This is a genomic window from Streptomyces gilvus (genome assembly GCF_022513565.1).
GTDB lineage: Bacteria > Actinomycetota > Actinomycetes > Streptomycetales > Streptomycetaceae > Streptomyces > Streptomyces gilvus.
This window is the reverse complement of the sequence record NZ_JAKWBE010000007.1, coordinates 53,678-77,743: the sequence shown is the minus strand read 5'-3', so window position 1 is coordinate 77,743 and position 24,066 is coordinate 53,678. Positions and strand designations below refer to the sequence as shown.

Annotated in this window: 14 protein-coding genes; 11 read left to right on the top strand and 3 right to left on the bottom strand. The window is 72.7% G+C overall.

From position 1 onward, the window contains the following. Positions 1-3: 3 nt before the first annotated feature. The 8 genes from MKW14_RS13305 to moeZ all read left to right on the top strand — a co-directional run bounded on the left by MKW14_RS13305 (position 4) and on the right by moeZ (position 10,078). Positions 4-990, top strand: a complete 987-nt coding sequence (locus MKW14_RS13305) for an ABC transporter permease (protein ID WP_240862472.1) — start codon at positions 4-6, stop codon at positions 988-990. Then, on the top strand, positions 987-1,985 hold the full coding sequence (locus tag MKW14_RS13300; RefSeq protein ID WP_240862470.1) for an ABC transporter permease: 999 nt from the start codon (positions 987-989) through the stop codon (positions 1,983-1,985). The genes MKW14_RS13305 and MKW14_RS13300 overlap by 4 nt, the downstream gene beginning before the upstream one ends. Continuing rightward, entirely contained in the window at positions 1,982-3,640 is a 1,659-nt protein-coding gene (locus tag MKW14_RS13295) for a dipeptide ABC transporter ATP-binding protein (RefSeq protein ID WP_308314596.1), read from the top strand. The genes MKW14_RS13300 and MKW14_RS13295 overlap by 4 nt, the downstream gene beginning before the upstream one ends. 190 nt (positions 3,641-3,830) lie before the next feature. Then, the gene (locus tag MKW14_RS13285) at positions 3,831-5,507 is read left to right on the top strand and encodes a DUF3492 domain-containing protein (protein WP_240862469.1); all 1,677 of its coding nucleotides are present in this window, start codon (positions 3,831-3,833) and stop codon (positions 5,505-5,507) included. Next, positions 5,504-6,709: a hypothetical protein gene (locus tag MKW14_RS13280; protein ID WP_240862466.1), complete on the top strand. Its 1,206-nt coding sequence runs from the start codon at positions 5,504-5,506 to the stop codon at positions 6,707-6,709. The genes MKW14_RS13285 and MKW14_RS13280 overlap by 4 nt, the downstream gene beginning before the upstream one ends. 430 nt (positions 6,710-7,139) lie before the next feature. Continuing rightward, positions 7,140-8,099, top strand: coding sequence for an NAD-dependent epimerase/dehydratase family protein (locus tag MKW14_RS13275; protein ID WP_240862464.1), 960 nt, complete (start codon positions 7,140-7,142; stop codon positions 8,097-8,099). Next, complete coding sequence (locus MKW14_RS13270; protein ID WP_240862463.1) at positions 8,087-8,836, top strand: spherulation-specific family 4 protein; 750 nt, start codon at positions 8,087-8,089, stop codon at positions 8,834-8,836. The genes MKW14_RS13275 and MKW14_RS13270 overlap by 13 nt, the downstream gene beginning before the upstream one ends. Before the next feature lie 63 nt (positions 8,837-8,899). Then, complete coding sequence (gene moeZ / locus MKW14_RS13265) at positions 8,900-10,078, top strand: adenylyltransferase/sulfurtransferase MoeZ (protein ID WP_240862461.1); 1,179 nt, start codon at positions 8,900-8,902, stop codon at positions 10,076-10,078. A 116-nt stretch (positions 10,079-10,194) separates the two neighbouring features. Here moeZ and MKW14_RS13260 read toward each other — a convergent pair whose 3' ends face one another. The 3 genes from MKW14_RS13260 to MKW14_RS13250 form a co-directional block, all read right to left on the bottom strand. Beyond that, positions 10,195-11,757, bottom strand: coding sequence for an alpha/beta hydrolase (locus MKW14_RS13260; protein WP_240862459.1), 1,563 nt, complete (start codon positions 11,755-11,757; stop codon positions 10,195-10,197). Between the two features lie 136 nt (positions 11,758-11,893). Further along, positions 11,894-13,441 carry an alpha/beta hydrolase gene (locus MKW14_RS13255; RefSeq protein WP_240862457.1) on the bottom strand — a complete coding sequence of 516 codons (1,548 nt, stop codon included), beginning with the start codon at positions 13,439-13,441 and terminating at the stop codon, positions 11,894-11,896. A 93-nt stretch (positions 13,442-13,534) separates the two neighbouring features. Beyond that, entirely contained in the window at positions 13,535-16,267 is a 2,733-nt protein-coding gene (locus MKW14_RS13250) for a lysylphosphatidylglycerol synthase domain-containing protein (RefSeq protein WP_240862455.1), read from the bottom strand. A 186-nt stretch (positions 16,268-16,453) separates the two neighbouring features. Between MKW14_RS13250 and MKW14_RS13245 the strand changes: the two genes are divergently transcribed. The 3 genes from MKW14_RS13245 to MKW14_RS13235 all read left to right on the top strand — a co-directional run bounded on the left by MKW14_RS13245 (position 16,454) and on the right by MKW14_RS13235 (position 24,062). Further along, a complete protein-coding gene (locus tag MKW14_RS13245; RefSeq protein WP_240862452.1) occupies positions 16,454-16,828 on the top strand; it encodes an MGMT family protein in 375 nt (124 codons plus the stop codon). Between the two features lie 257 nt (positions 16,829-17,085). Next, positions 17,086-20,412 carry an ATP-dependent helicase gene (locus tag MKW14_RS13240; RefSeq protein ID WP_240862451.1) on the top strand — a complete coding sequence of 1,109 codons (3,327 nt, stop codon included), beginning with the start codon at positions 17,086-17,088 and terminating at the stop codon, positions 20,410-20,412. A 101-nt stretch (positions 20,413-20,513) separates the two neighbouring features. Further along, complete coding sequence (locus MKW14_RS13235) at positions 20,514-24,062, top strand: ATP-dependent helicase (RefSeq protein WP_240862449.1); 3,549 nt, start codon at positions 20,514-20,516, stop codon at positions 24,060-24,062. The last annotated feature ends 4 nt before the right edge of the window (positions 24,063-24,066 follow it).

Below are 24,066 nucleotides of genomic sequence, written 5' to 3'. Positions count from 1 at the left end.
GCCGTGAGCGAGGCACTTGTCGCCGCCGAGATCCCCGAGGCGTCCGCTTCGGGGATCTCGGGGGCCCGTCAGTTCTGGCGGCGGCTGCGAGCGCAGCGCGCCGCCCTCGTCGCGGCGGCCGTCGTCGCGCTGCTGGTCCTCGCCGCGCTCGCCGCGCCGCTGCTCACGGCCATCGAGGGCCAGGACCCGACCACCTACCACCCGTCCCTCGTCGACTCAGCGCGCGGAGGTGTGCCGATCGGCTCCTTCGGCGGGATCGGCGCCGACCACTGGCTGGGCGTGGAACCGCAGACCGGGCGGGACCTGTTCGCCCGGCTGGTGTACGGCGCCCGGGTGTCGCTGGGCGTCGCGCTGGGAGCCACCGCCGTACAGGTCTTCCTCGGTGTCGTCGTCGGCATCGCGACGGCACTGGGCAACCGATGGGTTGATCAACTGTTGAGCCGCATCAGCGACATCATCGTGGCCATGCCGCTGATGATCATGGCGTTGGCCCTGCTGGCCATCGTCCCCGGCAGCTTCCCGAGGCCGGTCCTGGTCGCCCTCATCATCGGCTTCGTCGCCTGGGGCACCATCGCCAAGATCACCCGCGCGGCGACGCTCACCCTCAAGGAACTCGACTACGTCGCCGCCGCCCGGCTCAGCGGCTGGTCCACCCTGAGGATCGCCCGACGCGAGCTGCTCCCCGGTCTGGCCGCTCCCGTGATCACGTACGCCGCGCTCATGGTGCCCGTCAACATCGGCATCGAGGCATCCCTGTCCTTCCTCGGCGTCGGCGTGAAACCGCCCACCCCGTCCTGGGGACAGATGCTCACCTCGGCCAACGTCTGGTACCAGGCCGCCCCGCAGTACCTGCTGCTGCCCGCGGGCGCGCTCTTCGTGACCGTCCTCGCCCTCACCGTCCTCGGCGACGGCGTACGCACCGCCCTCGACCCGCGCGCGGCCTCGCGTCTGCGCGTCGGCACCGGTCGCAAGGGGGAGGCGAAGGCATGACCGGCTTCCCCGGATTCGCCCTGCGCCGCGCCGTGGGCGCGATCGTCACTCTGCTCGCCATCTCGGTGATCGTCTACGTGGTCTTCTACGCCACCCCCGGCAACGTCGCCCAGATCACCTGCGGTCCGCGCTGCTCGCCCGAACAGGTCCACCAGGTCGCCCAGCAGCTCAAGCTCGACGACCCGCTGTACCTGCGCTACTGGCACTTCCTGCAGGGCATCGTCGTCGGCCAGGACTACTCGACCGGCACGTCCGTGGAGCACTGCTCGGCGCCCTGCCTCGGGCTGTCGTACCAGAGCGACCAGCAGGTCATGCAGATCATCCTGGGCAAGCTCCCCGTCAGCCTCTCGCTGGTGCTCGGCGCGATGGTGCTCTGGCTGCTGCTGGGCGTCGGCACCGGCGTGCTCTCCGCCTGGCGGCGCGGCCGGCTGACCGAGCGAGCCCTGACCGGTGTGACCCTCGCGGGCGTCGCCACACCGTCCTTCGTCATCGGCCTCGTCCTGATGATCGTGGTCTGCGGGCAGCTGGAACTGCTTCCCTTCCCGGAGTACGTCTCCTTCTCCGACGATCCCGAGCAGTGGATGTGGAACCTGCTGCTGCCCTGGCTGACCCTCGCCCTCGGTGAGGCGGCCTACTTCGCCCGGCTGACCCGGGCGTCGATGCTGGAGACGCTCGCGGAGGACCACATCCGCACCTTCCGCGCCTACGGCGTCGGCGAGCGGTCGATCGTCGGCCGCCACGCCCTGCGCGGCGCCCTCGCGCCGATCATCGCGCTGAACGCCAACGACGTCGGCGCGATGGTGGGCGGCGCGGTGCTGACCGAGACCCTCTTCGGCCTGCCCGGCATCGGCCAGGAACTCGTCCACGCGGTCAATGTGGTCGACCTGCCGGTCGTCGTCGGGATGGTCCTGGTCATCGGGTTCTTCGTGGTCTTCGCCAACGCCGTCGCGGACGTGCTGTACGCGGTGGCAGACCGACGGGTGGTACTGACGTGAGTCTCGTCCAAGTCACGGATCTGACGGTCGAGTTCGGCGACCTCAGGGCCGTCGACGGCCTCTCCTTCACGCTGGCGCGGGGCGCCGCCCTGGCCCTGGTCGGCGAGTCCGGCTCCGGCAAGTCCACCGTCGCGTCGGCCCTGCTGGGCCTGCACCGCGGCACCGGAGCGCGGGTCGGCGGCTCGGTCGAGGTCGCCGGCGTCGACGTACGGACCGCGCCCGACGAGGAGTTGCGGCGGCTGCGCGGTGCGAAGGCCGCGATGGTCTTCCAGGACCCGCTGTCGTCCCTCGACCCCTACTACGCGATCGGCGACCAGATCGCCGAGGTGTACCGCGTGCACACGCGCGTGTCGCGACGAGCGGCACGCGCGCGTGCCGTGGAGGTGCTGGACCGGGTGGGGATTCCGGACGCACAACGCCGGTCCCGTTCCCGACCGCACGAGTTCAGCGGTGGCATGCGCCAGCGCGCGCTCATCGCCATGGCGCTGTCCTGCGAGCCCGACCTGTTGATCGCCGACGAGCCGACCACCGCGCTCGACGTGACCGTCCAGGCCCAGATCCTCGACCTGCTGCACACCCTGCGCGAGGAGACCGGGATGGGGCTGCTGCTTGTCACCCACGACGTGGGCGTGGCCGCCGAGAGCGTCGACGAGGTGCTGGTCATGCGGCACGGACGCGTGGTCGAGCACGGCCCCGTGGCGGACGTGCTCGGGGCGCCCGCGCAGACGTACACGCGCGAACTGCTGGCCGCGGTCCCGCGCGTGGACGCGCCACGCGCGGAGCTCCCGGCGCGGGAGGCCCGGGGCGGCGCCTCCCCCGAGGGCCCCACACAGACCGGCCCTGACCAGCCGCCCGCCGCCCAGGACGTCGTCCTGGAGGCCGTCGGGCTACGACGTGAATTCGGGCGCGGCAAGCGGGCGTTCACCGCCGTGGACGATGTGTCGTTGACCGTACGCCGGGGCGAGACCCTCGGGGTCGTCGGCGAGAGCGGCAGCGGCAAGACGACCCTGGGCCGGATGCTGGTCGGGCTGCTGAAGCCGACCGCGGGCGAGGTCCGCGACGACGGCCACGCGCGCGTGGGGGTGAATCCGGCGGTGCAGATGGTCTTCCAGGACCCGGTCTCGTCCCTCAACCCCCGCCGCAGCGTGGGCGAGTCGATAGCCGACCCGCTCCGGGCGCGGGGCGAGCGCGACGAGAAACGCATCCGGGGGCGCGTGACGGAACTGCTGGAGCGCGTGGGGCTCGAAGGTGCGCACTACGACCGCTACCCGCACGAGTTCAGCGGCGGCCAGCGCCAGCGCGTGGGCATCGCGCGGGCGCTCGCGGCCGACCCGCGCGTCATCGTCTGCGACGAGCCGGTCTCCGCGCTCGACGTGACCACTCAGGCCCAGGTCGTCGCCCTGCTCGCCGAACTCCAGCGTGAACTCGGCCTCGCCCTGGTCTTCGTCGCGCACGACCTCGCCGTGGTCCGCCAGGTCAGCGATCGGGTCGCGGTGATGCGCCACGGCCGGGTCGTCGAGTCCGGGACCGCCGACGAGGTGTACGACACCCCCCAGGACCCGTACACCAGGCAGCTCCTGGCCGCCGTACCCGCCCTCGACCCCGAGGTCGCGGCCCGGCGCAGAGCGGCCCGACGAGAGCTGGCCGCGGCCTGACATCAGGTAATCAAGTGATCTCGTAGCGCGATCGAACGCGACTCGCACGGGAAAGTTACGACCGTTCACCCCTTTTGGTGGCGCGACGGACAACCGTCCGTCGCGCCACCGCCTTGTCCGCATACGTTCTTCCCGCTGCGAGCCGCCGGGTCAACGGCGGCTCCCCATACGGGAGATCGGGGGTGCACTCGTGCGCATCGGACTGCTTACGGAGGGTGGCTATCCGTATGTGAGCGGTGACGCCAGGCTCTGGTGCGACCGGCTCGTGCGCGGGCTCGGGCAGCACGAGTTCGACCTCTACGCGCTCAGCCGCAGCGAGCGCCAGGAGGACGAGGGCTGGATCCCGCTGCCGCCGCAGGTCAGCCGGGTGCGGACGGCTCCGCTGTGGACGGCGCGGGACGACGGCGTCGTCCACGGGCGGCGGGCGCGGCGTCGGTTCGCCGAGTGCTACGGCGAACTGGCCGCCGTGATCTGCGGCTCCTCCGCGGAGACGCCGACCGCCGAGGCGGACCGTTTCCGCAGCGCGCTGTACGGGCTCGCCGAACTCGCCCGCGACGAGGGCGGGCTGGTGGGAGCGCTCCGCTCCGAGGGCGCCGTACGCGCCCTGGAGCGCGCCTGTCGTGCGCCGGGTGCGCTGCGGACGGCGCGCGAGGCCCGCGTGCCCGAGCTGCTCACCGTGGCCGGGCACCTCGAACGTGCCCTGCGCCCCCTCTCGCTCGACTGGTACGAGGACGACGGACTCGGCGCCGTCGACCTCTGCCACGCGACCTCCGGCGGCCCCGCCGCCCTTCCCGCCCTGCTCGCCCACCACTTCTTCGGCGTACCGCTGCTGCTGACCGAGTACGGCGTGCGGCTGCGCACGCACTACCTCGCCGCGACGGACGCCCCGCCCGCCGTCCGGTCCCTGCTCGCCGCCTTCCACGGCCGCCTCGCCGCCGAGACCTACGACCGCGCCGCGGTCGTCACACCCGGCAACGCGCACGCCCGCCGCTGGCAGGAGCGCTGCGGCGCCGACCGCGCCAAGATCCGTACGGTCTACCCGGGCATGGACGCGTCCCCCTTCGCGGAGGTGGGCGAGTCCACGGAGGGCGCCGAGCCCGACACCCTGGTCTGGGTCGGCCGCGTCGAACCCGCCAAGGACCTGGTGTCGCTGCTGCACGCCTTCGCCGAGATCCGCAAGGACGAGCCGAAGACCCGGCTGCGGATCGTCGGCGCCCCGGCCGGCCCCGAGGGCGAGGCCTACCTGGGGCACTGCCGGGCGCTCGCCGCCCAGCTCTTCCCCGACGAGGCCGAGGGCCCGCACTCCGTCGGCGACAACCCGGTCTCCTTCGAGGAGATCGGCGGCCCGGAACTGCCGACCCTGGCCGACGCGTACGCGGCCGGCGCCGTGACCCTGCTGTCCAGCGTCGTGGAGGGCTTCCCGGTCAGTCTGGTCGAGGCCATGCTCTGCGGGCGCGCCACGGTGTCCACCGACGTCGGCGCTGTCGTCGAGGTCATCGGCGGCACGGGGCTCGTCGTACCGCCACGCAACCCCCGGGCGCTCGCGGAGGCGTGCGTGGCGCTGTTGCGCGACCCCGAGCGCCGCGCGCGCCTCGGCGCGGCCGCACGCGCGCGTGCGCTCGAACTGTTCACCGTCGAGCAGAACGTCACGGCATTTCACGGCATTTACCTGGAGATCGTCTCGCGCACGCCGGTGCGCAGGGTCGTCCTGGACGACGCCGGAGAACCACTGCCCTTCGCCGCCCCGGCCGAGGCCCACGTCCCCGGCCGCTGGACCCACACCGCCACGCGCGTGGTGGCACGCGGCGGCCCCTCCTGGGCGGTACGGCCCACGCCACCACTGCCGGCAGCCGAGGGGGCACGATGAGCGGCCTGGGAGAACTGGACCACCCGGGCACGCCGGAGAGCCCCGGCGCCTGGGACGAACGGTCACAGCAGCGGATGACGACGGCCGAAACGACCTCGGCCCGCCAGGAACCCACCACACCCCGCCGTACCACCGCCGACCCCGTGCGAGCGCTGATGCACCGTCACCGGGACCTGTGCGAAGGAGCCGTGGACCCCTTGGAGATCGCCGCCGGCCTGGAGGCGCACGGCGTCACCGACCGCACCGCGGCCCGCTTCCGCCACCGGGACGTGTTCTCCCTGGCGGAGGAGATGTTCGCCCGCGCCGCGCACGACGAGGACCCCCAGCGCCGGACCACCCCCCTCGCCACGCCCCGGGTACGAGCCGACTGGATCCTGCTCACGCTCCTCCCGGGCACCATCGCCACGGCGACCACGGCAGCCCTGCGCCTCACCCACGGCCAAACCCGCCTGACCCTGGCCGCAGCAGGCACCCTCGCCCTGGCCCTCAGCGCCCGAGCCGCCCTCTCCCGCGGGCCCCTGGCCACAATCCGCCCCCTTTCCCTCACCCGCACGGGCCCTTGGACGTACTGGCTCATCACCTACACCGTCCTAGGCGACGGCCTCCTCCACGCGGCCATCACCGGCGGCCCCGACGCCCCACCGACCACCACGGCCTGGCCCCTCACCACGGCCCCCGTCCTCGCCCTCGCCTGGTCACTCGCCCCCGCGTCCTGGACCACCCACCTCTTCACCACCCGAGCCCGCCACAGACTGCCCACAAGCCGCGGCCTACAGGACTTCGCCACCGCCGTACGCCCGTTGCTCCTGGGCACCTTCGCCCTCTACCTCTCCACCCTCACCGCCCTCCTCATCCTCTGCACCACCACCCTCCCCGAACCCCCCGCCTACGCCCAGACCCTCCCCCTGGGCGCCCTCCTGCTCCTCGCCCGCCTCCTCACCATCCACGGCTTCCCCCGAGCCCCCAGGCTCGCCCTGGCCGCCGCAGCCGCAGCCGAGGCAACGGCCCTGGCAACCTCCTTCGCGGCCCGCCTCCCCGGCTGCGCCTTCCTGGCCACCCCCGTAGAGACCCTCGTCGACACCTGGGGCCCCGCCGCCGTCCCGGCCCTCACCTGCACGGCGGCCGCACTGCCCCTCCTGATCCATGCGACCCGCACCCTCACCAGAGCCTCGGCCCATGCCCCCACGGAGCCCCAGTGCTGAGCCGCAGCCGCCCACGGCGCGGAGGGGACGTGGCGGGGGATGTCCACCCGCAGCGGCGGGCGTCAACACCGCGCACCGCTGCACCAACGGCACCGCCCGACCGAGGACGGACACCCCCCCACCGCGGCCCCGTCCCACCCACCGTTCAGGCGCGACGCGCACCCCCACCGCCCAGCCGCAGGCGCCGCAGGCACGTCCCCCCACACAGCCGCAGGCAGGCGTGACCCTCGGGGTGCAGCCACGTCCCCCCGCGCAGCCGCGGCCGCAGCCGCAGCCGCAGAAGCAGCCGCCCACCCCCCGAGCCCCGCCCCCGGCGCCCCCAACCCAGCGCCGGCCAAAGCGCCGCAGGCACCCGCACGCGCCCTGTCCCCGAAGGAGAACCCCAGATGATCACCTCCCGACCCGAAGCCTCGGCCCCGGGAGCCGCCCGATGAGAGTCCTGCTGATCGGAGCCAACGGCTACCTCGGCCGCTTCGTCGCCGACCGCCTGCTCGCCGACCCGGCCGTCCAGCTCACCGCCCTCGGCCGCGGCGACGACGCAGACGTCCGCTTCGACCTCGCCGCGGGCAGCCCCGGCGCCCTCACCCGGTTCCTCGACGCGGTCCACCCCGGCGTCGTCATCAACTGCGCCGGTGCCACGCGCGGCGGCGCCCGGGAACTCACCCGCCACAACACCGTCGCCGTGGCCACCGTCTGCGAGGCCCTCCGCCGCAGCGGCTGCGGCGCCCGGCTCGTCCAGATCGGCTGCGGCGCGGAGTACGGGCCGAGCCAGCCCGGCTCCTCCACCGCGGAGGACGCCGTGCCCCGCCCCGGCGGCCCGTACGGCGTCAGCAAGCTCGCCGCCACCGAACTGGTCCTCGGCTCCGGCCTGGACGCGGTCGTGCTCCGCGTCTTCTCCCCGGCCGGCCCCGGTACGCCCGCCGGATCGCCGCTCGGCCGCCTCGCGGAGGCCATGCGCCGCGCCATGCAGTCCGGCGACGGCGAACTCAAGCTCGGCGGCCTCGGCGCGCAGCGCGACTTCGTCGACGTACGCGACGTGGCCCGCGCGGTCCACGCCGCGAGCCTCTCCGCCGCCCAGGGCGTCATCAACATCGGCTCGGGCCGTGCGGTCCGTCTGCGCGACGCCGCCGCCACCCTCGCCCGCGTGGCCGGATACGGCGGCGCACTGCACGAGCTCGACGGCCCGCCCGGACCGCTGCGCGCCACTATCGGCCACCCGCGCGCGGACTCCGACCACGCGGCCCCGGTCGCGTACCCGTACCCCGACGGCTGCGGCAGCTGGCAGCAGGCCGATGTGCGCACCGCGCGCGACCGGCTCGGCTGGCGGCCCCGGATCAACCTCGAAGAGTCCCTCGCCGACATCTGGATGGAGGCGGCATGCCGCATCTGACCAGCACCACAGCAGGCACCACGAGCACTGACGTCCGCACCGGCTTCGGCGTCCCCGGCTACGCCCACCCCCTTCTCGCCCCCACCGAGTGGGGCGAACTCGCCCGCCCGGGAACTCCGCTGCACTGGGTCGTCCTCAACGTCGCCGACGGCCCCGGCAGCCGCCCCGACCCGCACTGCCTGGAGGCGGCCGGACGCCTGCGCAACGCGGGCGTCCGCGTCCTCGGCCGTCTCGAGGCCGTCCGCGGAGCCCGCGGCTTCGGCGAACTGGTCCGGGACGCGAACCGCTACCTCGACTGGTACCAGGTCGACGGTTTCCTCCTGGACCGCTGCCCGAGCGAGCACGTCTGTCTGCCGGAGGTCCGCCGCATCGTCACCACCCTGCGCGCGGTCCGTGACAACGCCCACATCGTCCTCGGCCACGGCACCCATCCACACCCCGGTTACGCCGAGTGCGCCGACCAACTGGTGACGTACTCCGGACCCTGGAGCGACTACCGCTGGTCGCAGGTGGCGGAGTGGACCGCCGACCACCCGCCCGAGCGCTTCTGCCACCTCGTCCACGGAGTGCCCCGCCCGCACCTGGAGGAGGCGTTGCGCATCGCCCGCTGGCAGGGCGCGGCGACCGTCTGGTTCACCGACCGCACGGACCACGGCGGCCGCGGCGACCCCTGGGAGACCATGCCCGGCTACTGGGACGAAATCGTCTCGCGGATCGGGACGGGTGTCTCGGAATGAAGAAGGCCGTGGCAGTGTTACAGGGAGAACAACTGTAGTGATTGACCGATCAACGGAGTCCCCGTGTCGCTGCCACCCCTGGTCGAGCCAGCCTCTGAGCTCACCGTAGACGAGGTCCGCAGGTACTCCCGCCACCTGATCATCCCGGACGTCGGGATGGACGGGCAGAAGCGGCTGAAGAACGCCAAGGTGCTCTGTGTCGGCGCCGGCGGCCTGGGCTCGCCGGCGCTGATGTACCTGGCCGCCGCGGGCGTCGGCACCCTCGGCATCGTGGAGTTCGACGAGGTCGACGAGTCGAACCTGCAGCGCCAGATCATCCACAGCCAGGCCGACATCGGCCGCTCCAAGGCCGAGTCCGCCCGTGACTCCGTCCTCGGCATCAACCCGTACGTGAACGTGATCCTTCACGAGGAGCGGCTCGAGGCCGACAACGTGATGGACATCTTCAGCCAGTACGACCTGATCGTCGACGGCACGGACAACTTCGCCACCCGCTACCTGGTCAACGACGCGTGCGTGCTGCTGAACAAGCCGTACGTGTGGGGCTCGATCTACCGCTTCGACGGTCAGGCCTCCGTCTTCTGGTCCGAGCACGGCCCCTGCTACCGCTGCCTCTACCCCGAGCCCCCGCCGCCGGGCATGGTCCCCTCCTGCGCCGAGGGCGGCGTCCTGGGCGTGCTGTGCGCGTCCATCGGCTCCATCCAGGTCACCGAGGCCATCAAGGTCCTCACCGGCACCGGCGAGCCGCTGGTCGGCCGACTGATGATCTACGACGCCCTGGAGATGCAGTACCGCCAGGTCAAGGTCCGCAAGGACCCGAACTGCGCGGTCTGCGGCGAGAACCCGACCGTCACCGAGCTCATCGACTACGAGGCCTTCTGCGGCGTCGTCTCCGAGGAGGCCCAGGAGGCGGCGGCCGGCTCGACGATCACTCCCAAGCAGCTCAAGGAGTGGATCGACGACGGCGAGAACATCGAGATCATCGACGTCCGCGAGATCAACGAGTACGAGATCGTCTCGATCCCCGGCGCCAGGCTGATCCCGAAGAACGAGTTCCTCATGGGCACCGCCCTGGAGGCCCTCCCGCAGGACAAGAGGATCGTCCTGCACTGCAAGACGGGTGTCCGCAGTGCGGAAGTCCTCGCGGTCCTGAAGTCCGCCGGCTTCTCCGACGCCGTCCACGTGGGCGGCGGCGTGATCGGCTGGGTCAACCAGATCGAACCGCACAAGCCGGTCTACTAGACACAGGCTTTCCCGGAAGGGGCTCGGCACCGCGCGTGCCGGGCCCCTTTCCGTCGCCCGGGGGAGAAGCGCCCCAGGTGCCGGAGTCCGGGCTGCCCCAGGTGCCGGAGCCCCGGCTACGAGGCGCAGACCTTCCCGTCCCGCGGCACCTTCCCGTCCAGCAGGTACGCGTTCACCGTCGAGTCGACGCAGTCGCTCCCGCTCCCGTACGCCCCGTGTCCCTCGCCCTTCCAGGTGAGCTCCACACCGACGCCCTTGCCCAGCTCGTCGGCCATCTTCCGGGCGCCCTCGTACGGTGTCGCCGGGTCGCCGGTGTTGCCGACCACCAGGATCGGCGCCGCACCTGCCGCGCTCACCTCCGGGGTGTCGTACTGCCCGGCCACCGGCCAGTCGTGGCACCAGCCTGCTGTGTCCCAGCCGAGGAAGTCCCCGAACACCGGCGAGATCTTCTCGAACGTCGGCAGCAGCTTCCGGGTCTGCTCGGCGGTCGGCCGCTGCTTGTCGTCCAGGCACGATATGACCCGTTGGGAGTGGGTCGTCGTGCCGTAGTGCCCGGAGGCGTCGCGTTCGTTGTAGCCGTCGGCGAGTTGCAGCAGCTCCGAGCCGTCGCCCTGTTGTGCCGCGTCCAGGGCGCTGGTCAGGGTCGGCCAGCCGGACTTGCTGTAGAGCGGCAGGACGATGCCGGTGAGGGCGAGCGACTGGGTCAGCTTGCGTCCGGACGACGTCGGCAGTGGGGCCGCGTCGAGCCGCTTCACCAGATCCGCGATCTTCTCGGTGCCCTGCTTCGGGTCCTGGCCGGTCGACTTCAGATAGTCGTCCAGGGCCCGCTGGAACCCCCTGGCCTGGTTCTCCGCGTGTCCCACGGAGTCGGCGGTCGGGTCCACGACCGCGTCCAGGATCAGCCGTCCCACGTGCTGCGGGAACACATGGGCATAGACACCGCCCAGCTCGGTGCCGTACGAGATGCCGAAGTAGTGCGTCTTCGTGTCGCCGAGGACCTGACGCATCAGGTCCATGTCGCGGGCGGTGTCGGTCGTCGACACGTGCGCCAGCAGACTTCCGGCGGCCTTCTGGCAGCCCTTGCCGAAGGACACGGCGTCCTGGAAGTACGCGTTCTCCTCGGCCGCGGTGTCGGGGGTGGCGTCGATGTCCTCCGCGGCCTGGATGGCCTTGTCGCTGCGGCAGCGCACCCCCTCGCTGGCCGCCACCCCGCGCGGGTCCCAGCTCACCAGGTCGTACCGCTCGCGCAGCTTGGACACCGTGGCCGCGTACTGCGGCATCACGGACACGCCCGAGCCGCCCGGGCCGCCGAAGTTGAACAGCAGCGAGCCGATGCGCTTGCCGCCGTTCGCCCGGGCGCGGATGAGGGCGAGGTCGATCGTGCGGCCGTCCGGCTTCGACCAGTCCAGCGGGGCCTTGAGGGTCGCGCACTGCCAGTCGCTGCCGGGGGCGGGGGAGTCCGCGGTGGCCTTGCAGCGCCCCCAGGCGAGCTTCTGCGCGGTCAGAGAGGACGGCAGCGCGGTGGTCGTACTCGAGGAGCCGTCCGACGGCGAGGCGGCCGCGCTCGTCCTTCCGCCTCCCTTGTCACTCTTGTCGTCGGACGACGAACCGCCGCCACATCCGGCCAACAGCAGTGCGGCGGCGGCCCCGAACGCCGTCCACCGTACGAATCGCGCCATGTGCGTTCCCCCCTGAAGGGCCGTCCGCACCGTGCGGCGAACGGCTGTCCGGCCATGGTAGGCGGATCGCGTCGGACCCGCGCAGCCCTGTGGATAACCTTCTGACCTGCGCATTCAACCGGAATCCGGTCGGCCGTCAGGAGCAGACGGTTCCGGCCGGCGGCACCTTGCCGTCCAGCAGATAGCCGTTCACCGCGCTCTGCACGCACTTGTTCTTGCTGTCGTACGCGCCGTGCCCCTGGCCCTTGTACGTCAGCTCGACACCGACACCCTTCCCCAGCGCGTCCACCATCCTGCGGGCGCCCTCGTACGGCGTGGCCGGGTCGCCGGTGTTGCCCACGACCAGGACCGGCGGGGCGCCGGGCGCGCTCACGTCGGGGTGGTCGGCCGCGCCGGCGACCGCCCAGTCGGTGCAGCTGACCATGCCCCAGGCGAGGAAGTCCCCGAACAGCGGCGAGGCGGCCTGGAACTCGGGCAGCTTCCCCTCCACGTACCCGGGGCTGTAGCGGGGCTTCTCGTCGGCGCAGTTGATGGAGATGTTGGCCGCGGTGATGTTGCTGTACTCGCCGTTCTGGCTGCGGCCGTTCATCGAGTCGGACAGCAGCATCAGGACCTTGCCGTCGCCCAGGTACGCCTGCTCCAGGCCCTCGGTGAGGTACTGCCAGAAGTCCTTCGAGTACAGGGCCTGCGCGATGCCGTTGGTGGCGGCGGTCTGGGTCAGCCGGCGGGGAAGGATGCCGGGGATCGGCTTGCTGTCGAGGTTCCTCAGCAGGGTGGCGATACGGTTCTTCACGTCCTGCGCGCTGTCGCCGACCGGGCACGGCTCGGGCTTCGACGTGCAGTCCTCGGCGTAGTTGTCGAGCGCCAGCTGGAAGCCCTTGGCCTGGCCGAGCGAGGCCTGCTCCGGGTTCTGCGTCGGGTCGACGACCGCGTCGAAGACGGCCCGGCCCACGTGCCGGGGGAAGAGGTGGGCGTAGACACCGCCGAGTTCGGTGCCGTAGGAGATGCCGAAGTAGTACAGCTTCTTGTCGCCCAGGACCTGGCGCATCAGGTCCATGTCACGGGCCGCGTCCGTGGTCCGCACATGGGGCAGCACCTTCTTGGAGTGCTTCTCGCAGGCCGCGTTGAACTTCTTGGTGTTGTCCAGGTACACGGTGCGCTCGCCGGCGTCGTCGGGGGTCGCGTCCTGCTGGAAGTAGGCGTCGAGCTGCTGGTCGTTCTCGCACGTCACGGGCGCGCTGCGGCCGACTCCGCGCGGGTCGAAGCTGACCAGGTCGTAGCGGGTGCGCAGTTTCGCGTAGTCCGCGCCGAAGGCGGGCAGTGTGGTGACGCCGGAACCGCCGGGGCCGCCGAAGTTGAACACGAGCGAGCCGATGCGCCTGTCCGCGGCGCCGCTCGTCCTCGCCCGGATCAGCGCGATGCCGATGGTGTCGCCCTTGGGCTTGTTCCAGTCGAGAGGCGCCTTCATGGTGGCGCACTGCCAGGTGCCGCCGTTGGGCAGCGGGGAGGGGGTGTCGCCGCCGCCCTCCGCGGCGTTCGGGGCCGGACAGTCCTTCCAGTCCAGTTTCTGCGCCGACAGGTCCCCGTCATCGGTGTCTCCGCCGGTACAGCCGACCAGCACGGAGGACAGCAGCACGGCGGTGGCGGTCAGCGCAGCGGCACGCGCGCGGGGAGACTTCGGCATGTCTCCATCCTGCGACCGGGCCGGGTCCGGCGCTCGGGGCACGGGCCGTATGAGGTACGCGCGCGTACAGCCGTCGTACCGCCTGCTCTCGTACTACAGCGCGCCCTTGCGGGAGAGCTGGTTGAAGGCCAGCCAACCCGGCAGGACCGGCAGCCACAGCGTCAGCAGCCGGAACAGCAGCACGGCCGGGGCGGCGACCTCCTTGGGCAGGCCCACGGCGATCAGACCGACCGTCAGGGTCGCCTCCACCGCGCCGACGCCACCGGGGGTCGGGGCCGCCGAGCCGAGCGCGTTGCCGGCGAGGAAGACCACGGCGACGCTGGCGATGCTGAGCGAGGTTCCCTGCTGGCCGAAGGCGCGGATCGAGGCGTCCAGGCACATCACGAAGCAGGCTGTCAGCAGCAGCATGCCGCCGATGCCGGTGACCAGCTTCTGCGGGCGCTGCAGCACGTCCAGCATGCGCGGCACGACACCCGCGAAGAGCGAGCGCACGCGCGTGACGACGAACTTCCGCAGGAACGGCACGGAGGTGGCCACGAGGACGAGAACCGCCACGGTGAGCAGGCCCGCGATGACCGTGCGGGACGGCGACAGCGACGGCGTCTTCTCGGTGCCGGTCAGATAGCCGAACGACAGCAGCATCAGGATGTGGCAGCCGAGCCCGAACAGCTGCGAGGCGCCCACGCTGGCGACCGCGAGACCGGGCCGCACGCCCGCGCGTTGCAGGAAGCGGGTGTTGAGCGCGACACCGCCCACCGCGGCCGGCGCGACGATCTTGACGAACGACCCGGCGACCTGCGCCCCCACGGCCCGCAGGAACGGCACCCGCTCCGGCACGAACCCCAGCAGCGCCATCGCCGCCGCGAAGTAGCTGCCCGCCGAGAACACCACGGCCGCCAGCACCCAGCCCCACTGCGCGTTCTCGATCAGCGGCCCGAACTCGATGTGCGTGAGCTGCGTCAGCAGGAAGTACGCGCCGATGGCGCCCGCGATGAAACTGATCAGGGTGCGCGGCCGCACCCGCTCCAGCCGGGCCGGCTCGACCGGCGCCTGCGGTCTGATGAGGAGCACCTGGTGCCGGATCTGGGTCAGCAGATCCTCCTCACGCGCTTCCTCGATGGCCTCGTCGATGGCCCGCTTCTCGGCCCGCTGCTCCGCCCGCACGGCCTTCTTGTCGGGTTTCTCGAGCGCGGCGCGGGTGTGCTCCTCGGCCGCCTCCAGACGGGCCTGCTTGGCCTGCCGGGAGGCCTCCAGGACCGCCTCCCGCTCGCGCTGGGCCCGCTCCCTGGCCAGCCTGCGCAGGGTCGCGCGGGAGGTGCGGCTGAGCGCGATGGGCTGCAGCATCGGCAGACAGTCGGCCACGGCGTCCGGGCCGAGCACACCCACCGCCGACGCCACCGCCCGCTCCGCGCCCACCCGCAGGCCGAGCGTCACCAGGAGCTGCGAGACGTCCATGCGCAGCAGCAGATCGCCGGCCGCGATCTCGCCGACCCGCAGGTCGGTCAGGATGACCGTGCCGGAACGATCCACCAGAATCGCGTCGCCCACCAGCCTGCGGTGCGCGATCCGCCGGGACTGCAGCGCCCGTACCTGGTGCCAGGTGTCGTGCAGCAGTGCGTCGGTGATCTCGTCGTCCGCCAGAGAGTCGAGCGTGCGCCCGCCGGTGTGCTCGTAGACCAGCATCACCGCGTCGGGACCGAGTTCGGAGGTCGCGATCAGCTTGGGGGCGTTGGCGCCGGCCGCGATGGCCGCGTACGCCAGCAGCGCCTCCTGCTCCAGGGCCTGGCGCAGCGACTGAAGGCTGCTGCGGGTGGCGAAGCCGCGCAGGGTCAGGTTGCGCCACGCGCGGTAGAAGAAGCCCTGTGCCTGCTGCTCCCGGTCGACCACCGTGACGTCCAGCGGCGGACCGTCCTCGAGGGTGACGAAGTAGCGCCGGCCCCGGTCGCCGGTCTCCGGGTTCTCCGGCATCTCCTCGCGGGACGCCGTCACCGGACGGAACCCCACGTGCCGCAGGCCCGCCATCAGCGTCCGCCCGGTGGGGCGGACGTTGGGCGAGCCGACCGCGTAGAGCGTGCCGTAGGCGATGGTCCAGCCGATCAGCACCGTCAGGATGATCGAGAACGGTGTCGTGTAACCCGTGACGAGCATCGAGAACGCGTCGAGGAGCAGCACGATCCACAGCACCGCGCGCCAGCGCGGCCGCCGGGACATGCCGACGGCGGTCATGTACGCGATGACCGGGGCGAGATAGCCGTGCACCGGGTCGGTCAGCGCGTGGATGTCGCCGGGGGAGGGCTGGGTGAGCGCCTCCTGGATGGAGTTCGGGGCGGCCTTGGCCACCCACAGGTCGGTCGCGAGCGTCACGCCGTGTGCCAGGACCGCCGCGAGCACACCGTCGGCGATGCGCAGCCCGTCGCGCTTGATGAGCCGCTCGATCGCGAACGCGACCGGCACCAGCAGGATCGCGATGCTGGAGGCCAGTCCGGCGATCTTGATGAGCAGGTCGGGCGCCTGACCGGTGCCCTTGTTGATGTCCTGTTCGAGCCCCGAGGTGGTGCCGTGCGCGAACGCGGCGATCGCGAGGAGCAGGATGATCCCGAGCAGCCCCACCAGAAGGCGCATCAGGTCGGAGGGCCGGTGCACGCGCGCGGGCAGGAGCGGTTCGTCGCCCTCCACCTCGTCGATGTGCGCCTCTTCGACGAACTGCGCGTCGTCCCCGCCGGCGTCCTTCCCGGAGGCGCTCTCGGCGTCGGGGTCGGTGTCCGGACGCGACGAAGCGCCGGACGCGCTCTGCGCGTCCTCCGGGTGCACACCCTGTTGCTTCATCGTCTCTTCTTGATCTCGTATCACCGCTCACCGCCCGCATGATGGTGGCATGCCCCACCGACACACGGGGGCGTCAGGGTGCGGACGCGGGGGCGCACAGTCTGCCCCAAGTCCCACGCGGGGGCGAGGGATACGCACAGTGGCCGGCCGATCACACTGTCGGTGGAGTGCGGCAGGATGGGCCGGATGAGTGAGGAGAGCCTGCCGCCCGAGGACGGTCCGGACGCGCTGCCGGAGTACGCCGAGCGCGTCCTGGAGGCCGAACTGATCCCGCGCGGGCGTGTCATGACCTACGGCGACGTCGCCGAGTGGCTGGAGGAGGGCGGCCCGCGCCAGGTGGGACGGGTGATGGCCCTCTACGGGGGAGCGGTGCCGTGGTGGCGCGTGGTCCGCGCGGACGGCGTCCTGCTCCCGGGACACGAACTGCGCGCGCTTGACCACTACCGCGTAGAGGGCACACCGCTGAAGGAGGCGAGCAGGGCAACCGAGGGCCATCTGCCGCACCTCGACATGAAGCGGGCGCGGTGGGACGGCGGCGGACGGGCGGAGACTCACACCTGACAGCTTCCGCCATCGGGCGAACCCGTGTGTGACCCGTGATCCGTACGGGGGAAGCGGGGCACGTCCGTGCCATGACGTACGTTCGTGGGGCGAGGGGCGTACGTGTCGAGAGTGGCCGGAGGGAAGAAGCGGAAGCTCTGCTTCCGAGTCGTCCGTCGGCGTAGCGTCGGCTGAGCGTTCCCCCCTCACCCCCCGATCACCGTCCTGCACGCACGGTGGTCCGACAACCAGCACACCCACCAGGACCGGCGAACCACGTGAGCTCCTCTTCCTCCACCAGGCGCCTGGCGCACCCCCAGGTGCGCCAGGGGAACCGTGGCGCTTACCGACTGGTGCGTACCCCGCCCGCCCGGCCGGCCCCCCCTCGTCTGGACGCCGCACAGCGCTCCGTGGTTGACCACACCGGTGGTCCGCTGCTCGTCCTGGCAGGTCCGGGCACCGGGAAGACCACCACGCTCGTCGAGTCGGTGGCGGCGCGAATCGCCCGTGGCGGTGACCCCGAGCGCATCCTGGTGCTGACGTTCAGCCGCAAGGCCGCCGTCGAACTGCGCGACCGCATGGCGCTGCGCGTGGGGGCCGCCCGCGCGCCCCGGGCGACCACCTTCCACTCGTTCTGCTACGCCCTGGTCCGCGCCCACCAGGACAGCGACCTCTTCGTGGAGCCGCTGCGGCTGCTGTCCGGTCCCGAGCAGGACGTCGCCGTCCGTGAACTGCTCGCCGGGCAGCCCGACCTGCAGCGGCTGGGTCTCGCGCACGTGCGCTGGCCCGACGAACTGCGCGCCTGTCTGACCACCCGGGGCTTCGCCGACGAGGTCCGGGCCGTCCTCGCCCGCAGCCGTGAACTGGGCCTCGGCCCGGGCGCCCTGGACGCCTTCGCCCGCCGTACCGGGCGCCCCGACTGGCGTGCCGCGGCCGCCTTCCTCGCCGAGTACCTGGACGTGCTCGACCTGCAGGGCGTGCTCGACTACGCGGAACTGGTCCATCGCGCGGTCCTCCTCGCCCGCCGCCCCGAGGTCGCCGAACGGCTGGCGGCGCAGTACGACGCCGTACTCGTCGACGAGTACCAGGACACCGACGCGGCGCAGGTACGGCTGCTGCACGCCCTCGCGGGCGGCGGCCGCACCCTGGTCGCCTTCGGCGACCCCGACCAGTCGATCTACGCGTTCCGCGGCGCCGACGTCAACGGCATCCTGGAGTTCCCGGAGACCTTCCCGCGCGCAGACGGCCGTCCGGCGCCCGTGGAGGTCCTGCGCACCTCCCGTCGCTCCGGCGCCGCCCTGCTCACCGCGACCCGTCTGCTCACCCAGCGCATGCCCCTGACCCGCCTCCCGGCGGAGAAGGTACGCGCGCACCGCGAACTCGCCCCCGTACGGGACGGCGGCCGCGTCGAGGTCTTCACCTGTCCGACGCCCGGTACGGAACTCGACAACATCGCCGACATCCTGCGCCGGGCCCACCTGGAGGACGGCGTGCCCTGGGGCGAGATGGCCGTCCTGGTCCGCGCCGGCTCCCGCACCATCCCGACGGTCCGCCGAGCCCTCACCGCGGCCGGCGTCCCCCTGGACATCGACGGCGACGACCTCCCCCTGCGCCACGAACCGGCGGTGGCCCCCCTGCTCACGGCCCTACGGGCGGTGGCGACGGCGGAGTCGGGCTCGGCGGTGGCCGACGGGGACGTGCGGGGTGACGACGAGGACGGGAGCGAACCCTGCTGGCTCGACACCGAAACCGCTCTCAGCCTCCTCGCCTCACCCCTCGCCGGCATGGACGCCGCCGACCTGCGCCGTCTCGGCCGTGCTCTGCGCGACGAGGAGCGGGCCGGGGGCAACCCCCTGCCGCCGCCGTCCGACGAACTGCTCACGCGGGCGCTCGCCGAGCCCGAGCGCCTGGCCGTGCACGACCCCGCGTACGCGCGCGGCGCCCAGCGGCTCGGCGCGCTGCTGCGCAAGGCCCGGGAGCGCCTCGCGGGCGGCGGTACGGCCGAAGAGGCGCTGTGGGACCTGTGGGAGGGCACACCCTGGCCCGCGCGCCTGGAGCGGTCCGCCCGGCGCGGCGGCGCGGCCGGACGCAACGCCGACCGCGACCTCGACGCCGTCTGCGCGCTGTTCGCGACCGCCGCGCGCGCGGAGGAGCGCACCGGCGGCCGGGGCGCCCTCAACTTCCTGGAGGAGACCGACGCCGAGGACATCGCCGCCGACACCCTCACACGACGCGCGGTACGTCCCGACGCCGTACGCCTGATGACCGCGCACCGCTCCAAGGGACTGGAGTGGCGCCTGGTCGTCGTCGCCGGTGTCCAGGAGGGGCTGTGGCCCGACCTGCGCCGCCGCGGCTCGCTGCTGGAGGCCGACCGCATCGGACGCGACGGACTCGCCGAACCGCTCACCCCGGGCGCGCTGCTCGCGGAAGAGCGCCGCCTGTTCTACGTCGCCGCCACACGCGCGCGTGAACGACTCGTCGTCACCGCCGTGAAGGCCGCCGCCGACGACGGCGACCAGCCCTCCCGCTTCCTCACCGAACTCGGCGTCGAACCCAGGGACGTGACCGGTCGCCCCCGCCGCCCGCTCTCCGTCGCCGCGCTCGTCGCCGAACTGCGCGCCACGACGGTCGACCCGCGCGTCTCGGACACCCTCCGAGAGGCCGCCGCCCACCGATTGGCCCGTCTCGCCGCGCTCGCCGACGAGGACGGCCGCCCGCTCGTCCCCTCCGCCCACCCCTACCGCTGGTGGGGCATGTACGAGCCGACCGAGAGCAAGGTCCCCCTGCGCGACCGCGACCAGCCCGTCGTGCTCTCCGGCAGCGCCCTCGACCAGCTCGCCAACACCTGCGCCCTGCAGTGGTTCCTGGGCCGTGAGGTGAAGGCCGACGCACCGGCGACGGCCGCCCAGGGCTTCGGCAACGTCGTGCACGTCCTCGCCGACGAGGTCGCCTCCGGGCACACCCCCGCAGACCTCGCCGTCCTGATGGAGCGCCTCGACTCCGTGTGGAACGCGCTCGCCTTCGACGCGCCGTGGAAGTCGGCGCAGGAGAAGGAGAACGCGCGCGTGGCGCTCGAACGCTTCCTGAAATGGCACGTCATGGACCGCACCGGCCGCAGCCCCGTGGCCAGCGAGCACGACTTCGACGTCACCCTCGAAGCGGGCGACTACGAGGTCCGCATCCGCGGCCAGATGGACCGCGTGGAGAGGGACGGCGAAGGGCGGGCCTACGTCGTCGACTTCAAGACCGGCAAACAGCCCCTCAGCAAGGCCGAGGTGGCCCGCCACCCCCAGCTCGCCGTCTACCAGCTCGCCGTCCGCGAGGGCGCCGTGGACGAGGCGTTCGACGGGGCCCGCCCCGAGCCCGGCGGCGCCGAACTGGTCCAGCTGCGCCAGGGCGCCGCCCAGCGCGACGGCGGCGAGACCCTGCCCAGGGTGCAGGCCCAGGAACCACTCGAAGGGGAGTGGGTCGGCGAACTGCTGGCCACGGCCGCCGGGAAGGTGCTCGACGAACGGTTCACGCCCGCCACCGGACAACACTGCGCACACTGCGCGTTCCAGGCGTCCTGCAGCGCCCGGCCAGAGGGACGGCACGTCGTCGAGTAACCCGGGTGATCGACGACACCACGCGTGCTGACCTGCGTTTTCCCCCGGCTCCGGCGGCGATCCGGCCTCCGCTGTCAGTGACCGCCGCTAGCCTCTGTGACGTGCCGCCCCGTATCACCGATCCCGATCAGCTCAAGGAACTCCTCGGGATCCCGTTCACCCCGGAGCAGACGGCCTGCATCATCGCGCCGCCCGCCCCGCAGGTGATCGTGGCCGGAGCCGGCTCGGGCAAGACGACGGTGATGGCGGCCCGCGTGGTCTGGCTGGTCGGCACCGGCCAGGTCGCCCCCGAGCAGGTCCTCGGCCTCACCTTCACCAACAAGGCGGCCGGCGAACTCGCCGAACGCGTGCGCAAGGCGCTGATCAAGGCGGGCGTCACCGACCCGGACGTCATCGACCCCGACAACCCGCCGGGCGAGCCGGTGATCTCCACCTACCACGCCTTCGCGGGCCGCCTGCTGACCGACCACGGCCTGCGCATCGGCCTGGAGCCGACCTCCCGGCTGCTCGCCGACGCCACCCGTTTCCAGCTCGCCGCGCGCGTGCTGAGGGAGGCCCCCGGCCCCTACCCCGCGCTCACCCGCTCCTTCGCCGACCTCGTCAGCGACCTGCTCGCCCTCGACGCCGAACTCGCCGAGCACCTCGTACGACCCGAGGACGCGCGGTCCTACGACGCCGGACTGCTCGCCACCCTGGACGGTGTCCGGCTCAGCAACGACGCCCTGCGGCAGGTCCCCAAGGCCGCCGCCGCCCGCCGGGAACTCGCCGACCTGGTGGTCCGCTACCGCGCCGCCAAACGCGACCGCGACCTGCTCGACTTCGGCGACCAGATCGCCCTGTCCGCGCGACTCGCGCGGATCCCCGAGGTGGGCCGGATCCTGCGCGACGAGTTCCGGGTGGTCCTCCTCGACGAGTACCAGGACACCTCGGTGGCCCAACGCGTCCTCCTCGCAGGCCTGTTCGGCGACGGCACCGGCCACCCGGTGACCGCCGTCGGCGACCCCTGCCAGGCGATCTACGGCTGGCGCGGCGCCTCCGTCGCCAACCTGGACGACTTCCCGGAGCACTTCGCGCACCCCGACGGCCGCCCCGCGACCCGTCAGGCGCTCAGCGAGAACCGCCGCAGCGGCGGCCGCCTCCTCGACCTCGCCAACGGCCTCGCCGAACCCCTGCGGGCCATGCACGCGGGCGTGCAGGCCCTGCGTCCCGCCCCGGGCGCCGAACGCGACGGCATGGTCCGCTGCGCCCTGCTCGCCACCCATGCCGAGGAGATCGAGTGGGTCGCCGACTCCATCGCCCACCTCGTGCGCACCGGCAAGGCGCCCGGCGAGATCGCCGTCCTGTGCCGTACGGCCACCGACTTCGCCGAGATCCAGGGCGCCCTGGTCGCCCGGGACGTCCCCGTCGAGGTCGTCGGCCTGTCCGGGCTGCTGCACCTGCCCGAGATCGCCGACCTGGTCGCCGTCTGCGAGGTCCTCCAGGACCCCGGCGCCAACGCCTCCCTGGTACGTCTGCTGACCGGCCCGCGCTGGCGCATCGGCCCGCGCGACCTCGCCCTCCTGGGGCGCCGCGCCCGCTTTCTCGTCGCCCACGCGCGCGTGGACAGCGGCGACGACCGGGACCGGAGGCTCGCCGAGGCCGTGGAGGGAGTCGACCCGTCCGAGGTGATATCGCTCGCGGACGCCCTGGAGACCTTCCTGGAGCTGCCGCTGGACGCCGAGCAGGCGGACGACGGGCTGCCGTTCTCGCCGGACGCGCGCGTGCGCTTCGCCCGCCTCGCCGCCGAACTGCGCGACCTGCGCCGGTCGTTGGCCGACCCGCTGATGGACGTGCTGCACCGGGTCCTCGCCGTCACCGGTCTGGAGGTCGAGCTGTCGGCGTCCCCGCACGCCCTGGCCGCGCGGCGCCGCGAGACCCTGTCGAACTTCCTGGACATCGCCGCCTCCTTCGCCGCCGGCGACGGCGAGGCGACCCTGCTCGCCTTCCTGGGCTTCCTGCGGACGGCCGCCCAGTACGAGAAGGGCCTGGACAACGCCCTGCCGGGCGGCGAGAACACCGTGAAGGTGCTCACCGCCCACAAGTCCAAGGGCCTGGAGTGGGACGTCGTCGCCGTCCCCGGCCTGGTCAAGGACACCTTCCCCAGCACCAAGGGCCGCGAGAAGTGGACCGCGCAGGGCAAGGTGCTGCCGCACGAACTGCGCGGCGACGCCGACACCCTGCCCGACGTCACGTCCTGGGACGCGCGCGGCCTGAAGGCCTTCCAGGAGGCGATGAAGGACCACCAGCACACCGAGGAACTCCGCCTCGGCTACGTCACCTTCACCCGCCCCCGCACCCTCCTTCTCGGATCCGGCCACTGGTGGGGCCCCACCCAGAAGAGGCCACGCGGCCCCTCCGACTTCCTGCAGGCCCTTCACGACCACTGCGCGGCCGGGTACGGCGAGATCGAGGCCTGGGCCGACGAGCCCGCCGAGGACGCGGAGAACCCAGCCCTGCACGCCGCGGACGCCGACCAGGTCTGGCCCCTGCCCCTCGACGAGACGTCCCTCACCCGTCGACGGGCCGCCGCCGAGACCGTCCTGGCCCACCTGGAGGACCTCGCCTCCCACGCGGACGGCCACCCCGCGGCCGTGCACGACCCCGACGACCACCAGGACCCGGACTGGCCGCCGCCACCGGACGACGACGAGCCCTACGAGGAGGAACCCTTCCCGGACGAGGAACCCGCCGACTGGGACTCCCTGACCACGGACCGCCCGACCGTCCCGCACCAGGCCGGAGCCCCGGAGCGCGACGCCGACGAGAGCGCACACGCGCGTGGGACGGCCCCCGCGACGGCCCGCTCCCGGCTCACCCCCGAGGAAGGCCGCGCCGGGCTCGCTCCGGAGCAAGCCCGCCCCACCCGGCTCACCCCGGAGGAAGCCCGCGCCATCGCCTCCTGGGACCGCGAGCTCGACGCCCTCACCGGTGAACTCCTCCGCGCGCGGGAGGCCGTCACCGACGTCCCCCTGCCCGCCTCGCTCACCGCCTCCCAGGTGCTGCGCCTGGCCGCCGACCCGGACGGTTTCGCACAGGAACTCGCCCGCCCCATGCCACGCCCTCCGCAACCCGCCGCGCGCCGGGGCACCCGCTTCCACGCCTGGGTCGAGGCCCGCTTCGAGGAACTGACCCTGCCCGTGCTGGAGCCCGAGGAACTGCCCGGCAGCGACGCCGAGATCGCCGACGAACGCGACCTGGAAGCCCTCAAGGACGCCTTCGAGCGCACCGAGTACGCCCACCGCACCCCCCACCGCGTCGAGGCACCCTTCCAGCTCGTCATCGCCGGCCGGGTGGTCCGGGGCCGGATCGACGCCGTCTACAAGGAGGGCGACGGCGACGGGACGACCTACGAGATCGTCGACTGGAAGACCAGCCGCACCCGCACCGCCGACCCCCTCCAGCTCGCCCTGTACCGGCTCGCCTGGGCCGAGCAGCAGGGCGTTCCGCTGGAGTCCGTCAACGCGGCGTTCCTGTACGTCCGAACCGGTGACGTAGTACGACCACAGGGTCTGCAGGACCGGGCCGCGCTGGAGCGGCTGCTGCTGGAAGGGCCGGCCGCGCAAGCAAACTGTGAGGAACCGCCCAACCAGGATGTCGGTGCGGGCCGATAGGCTC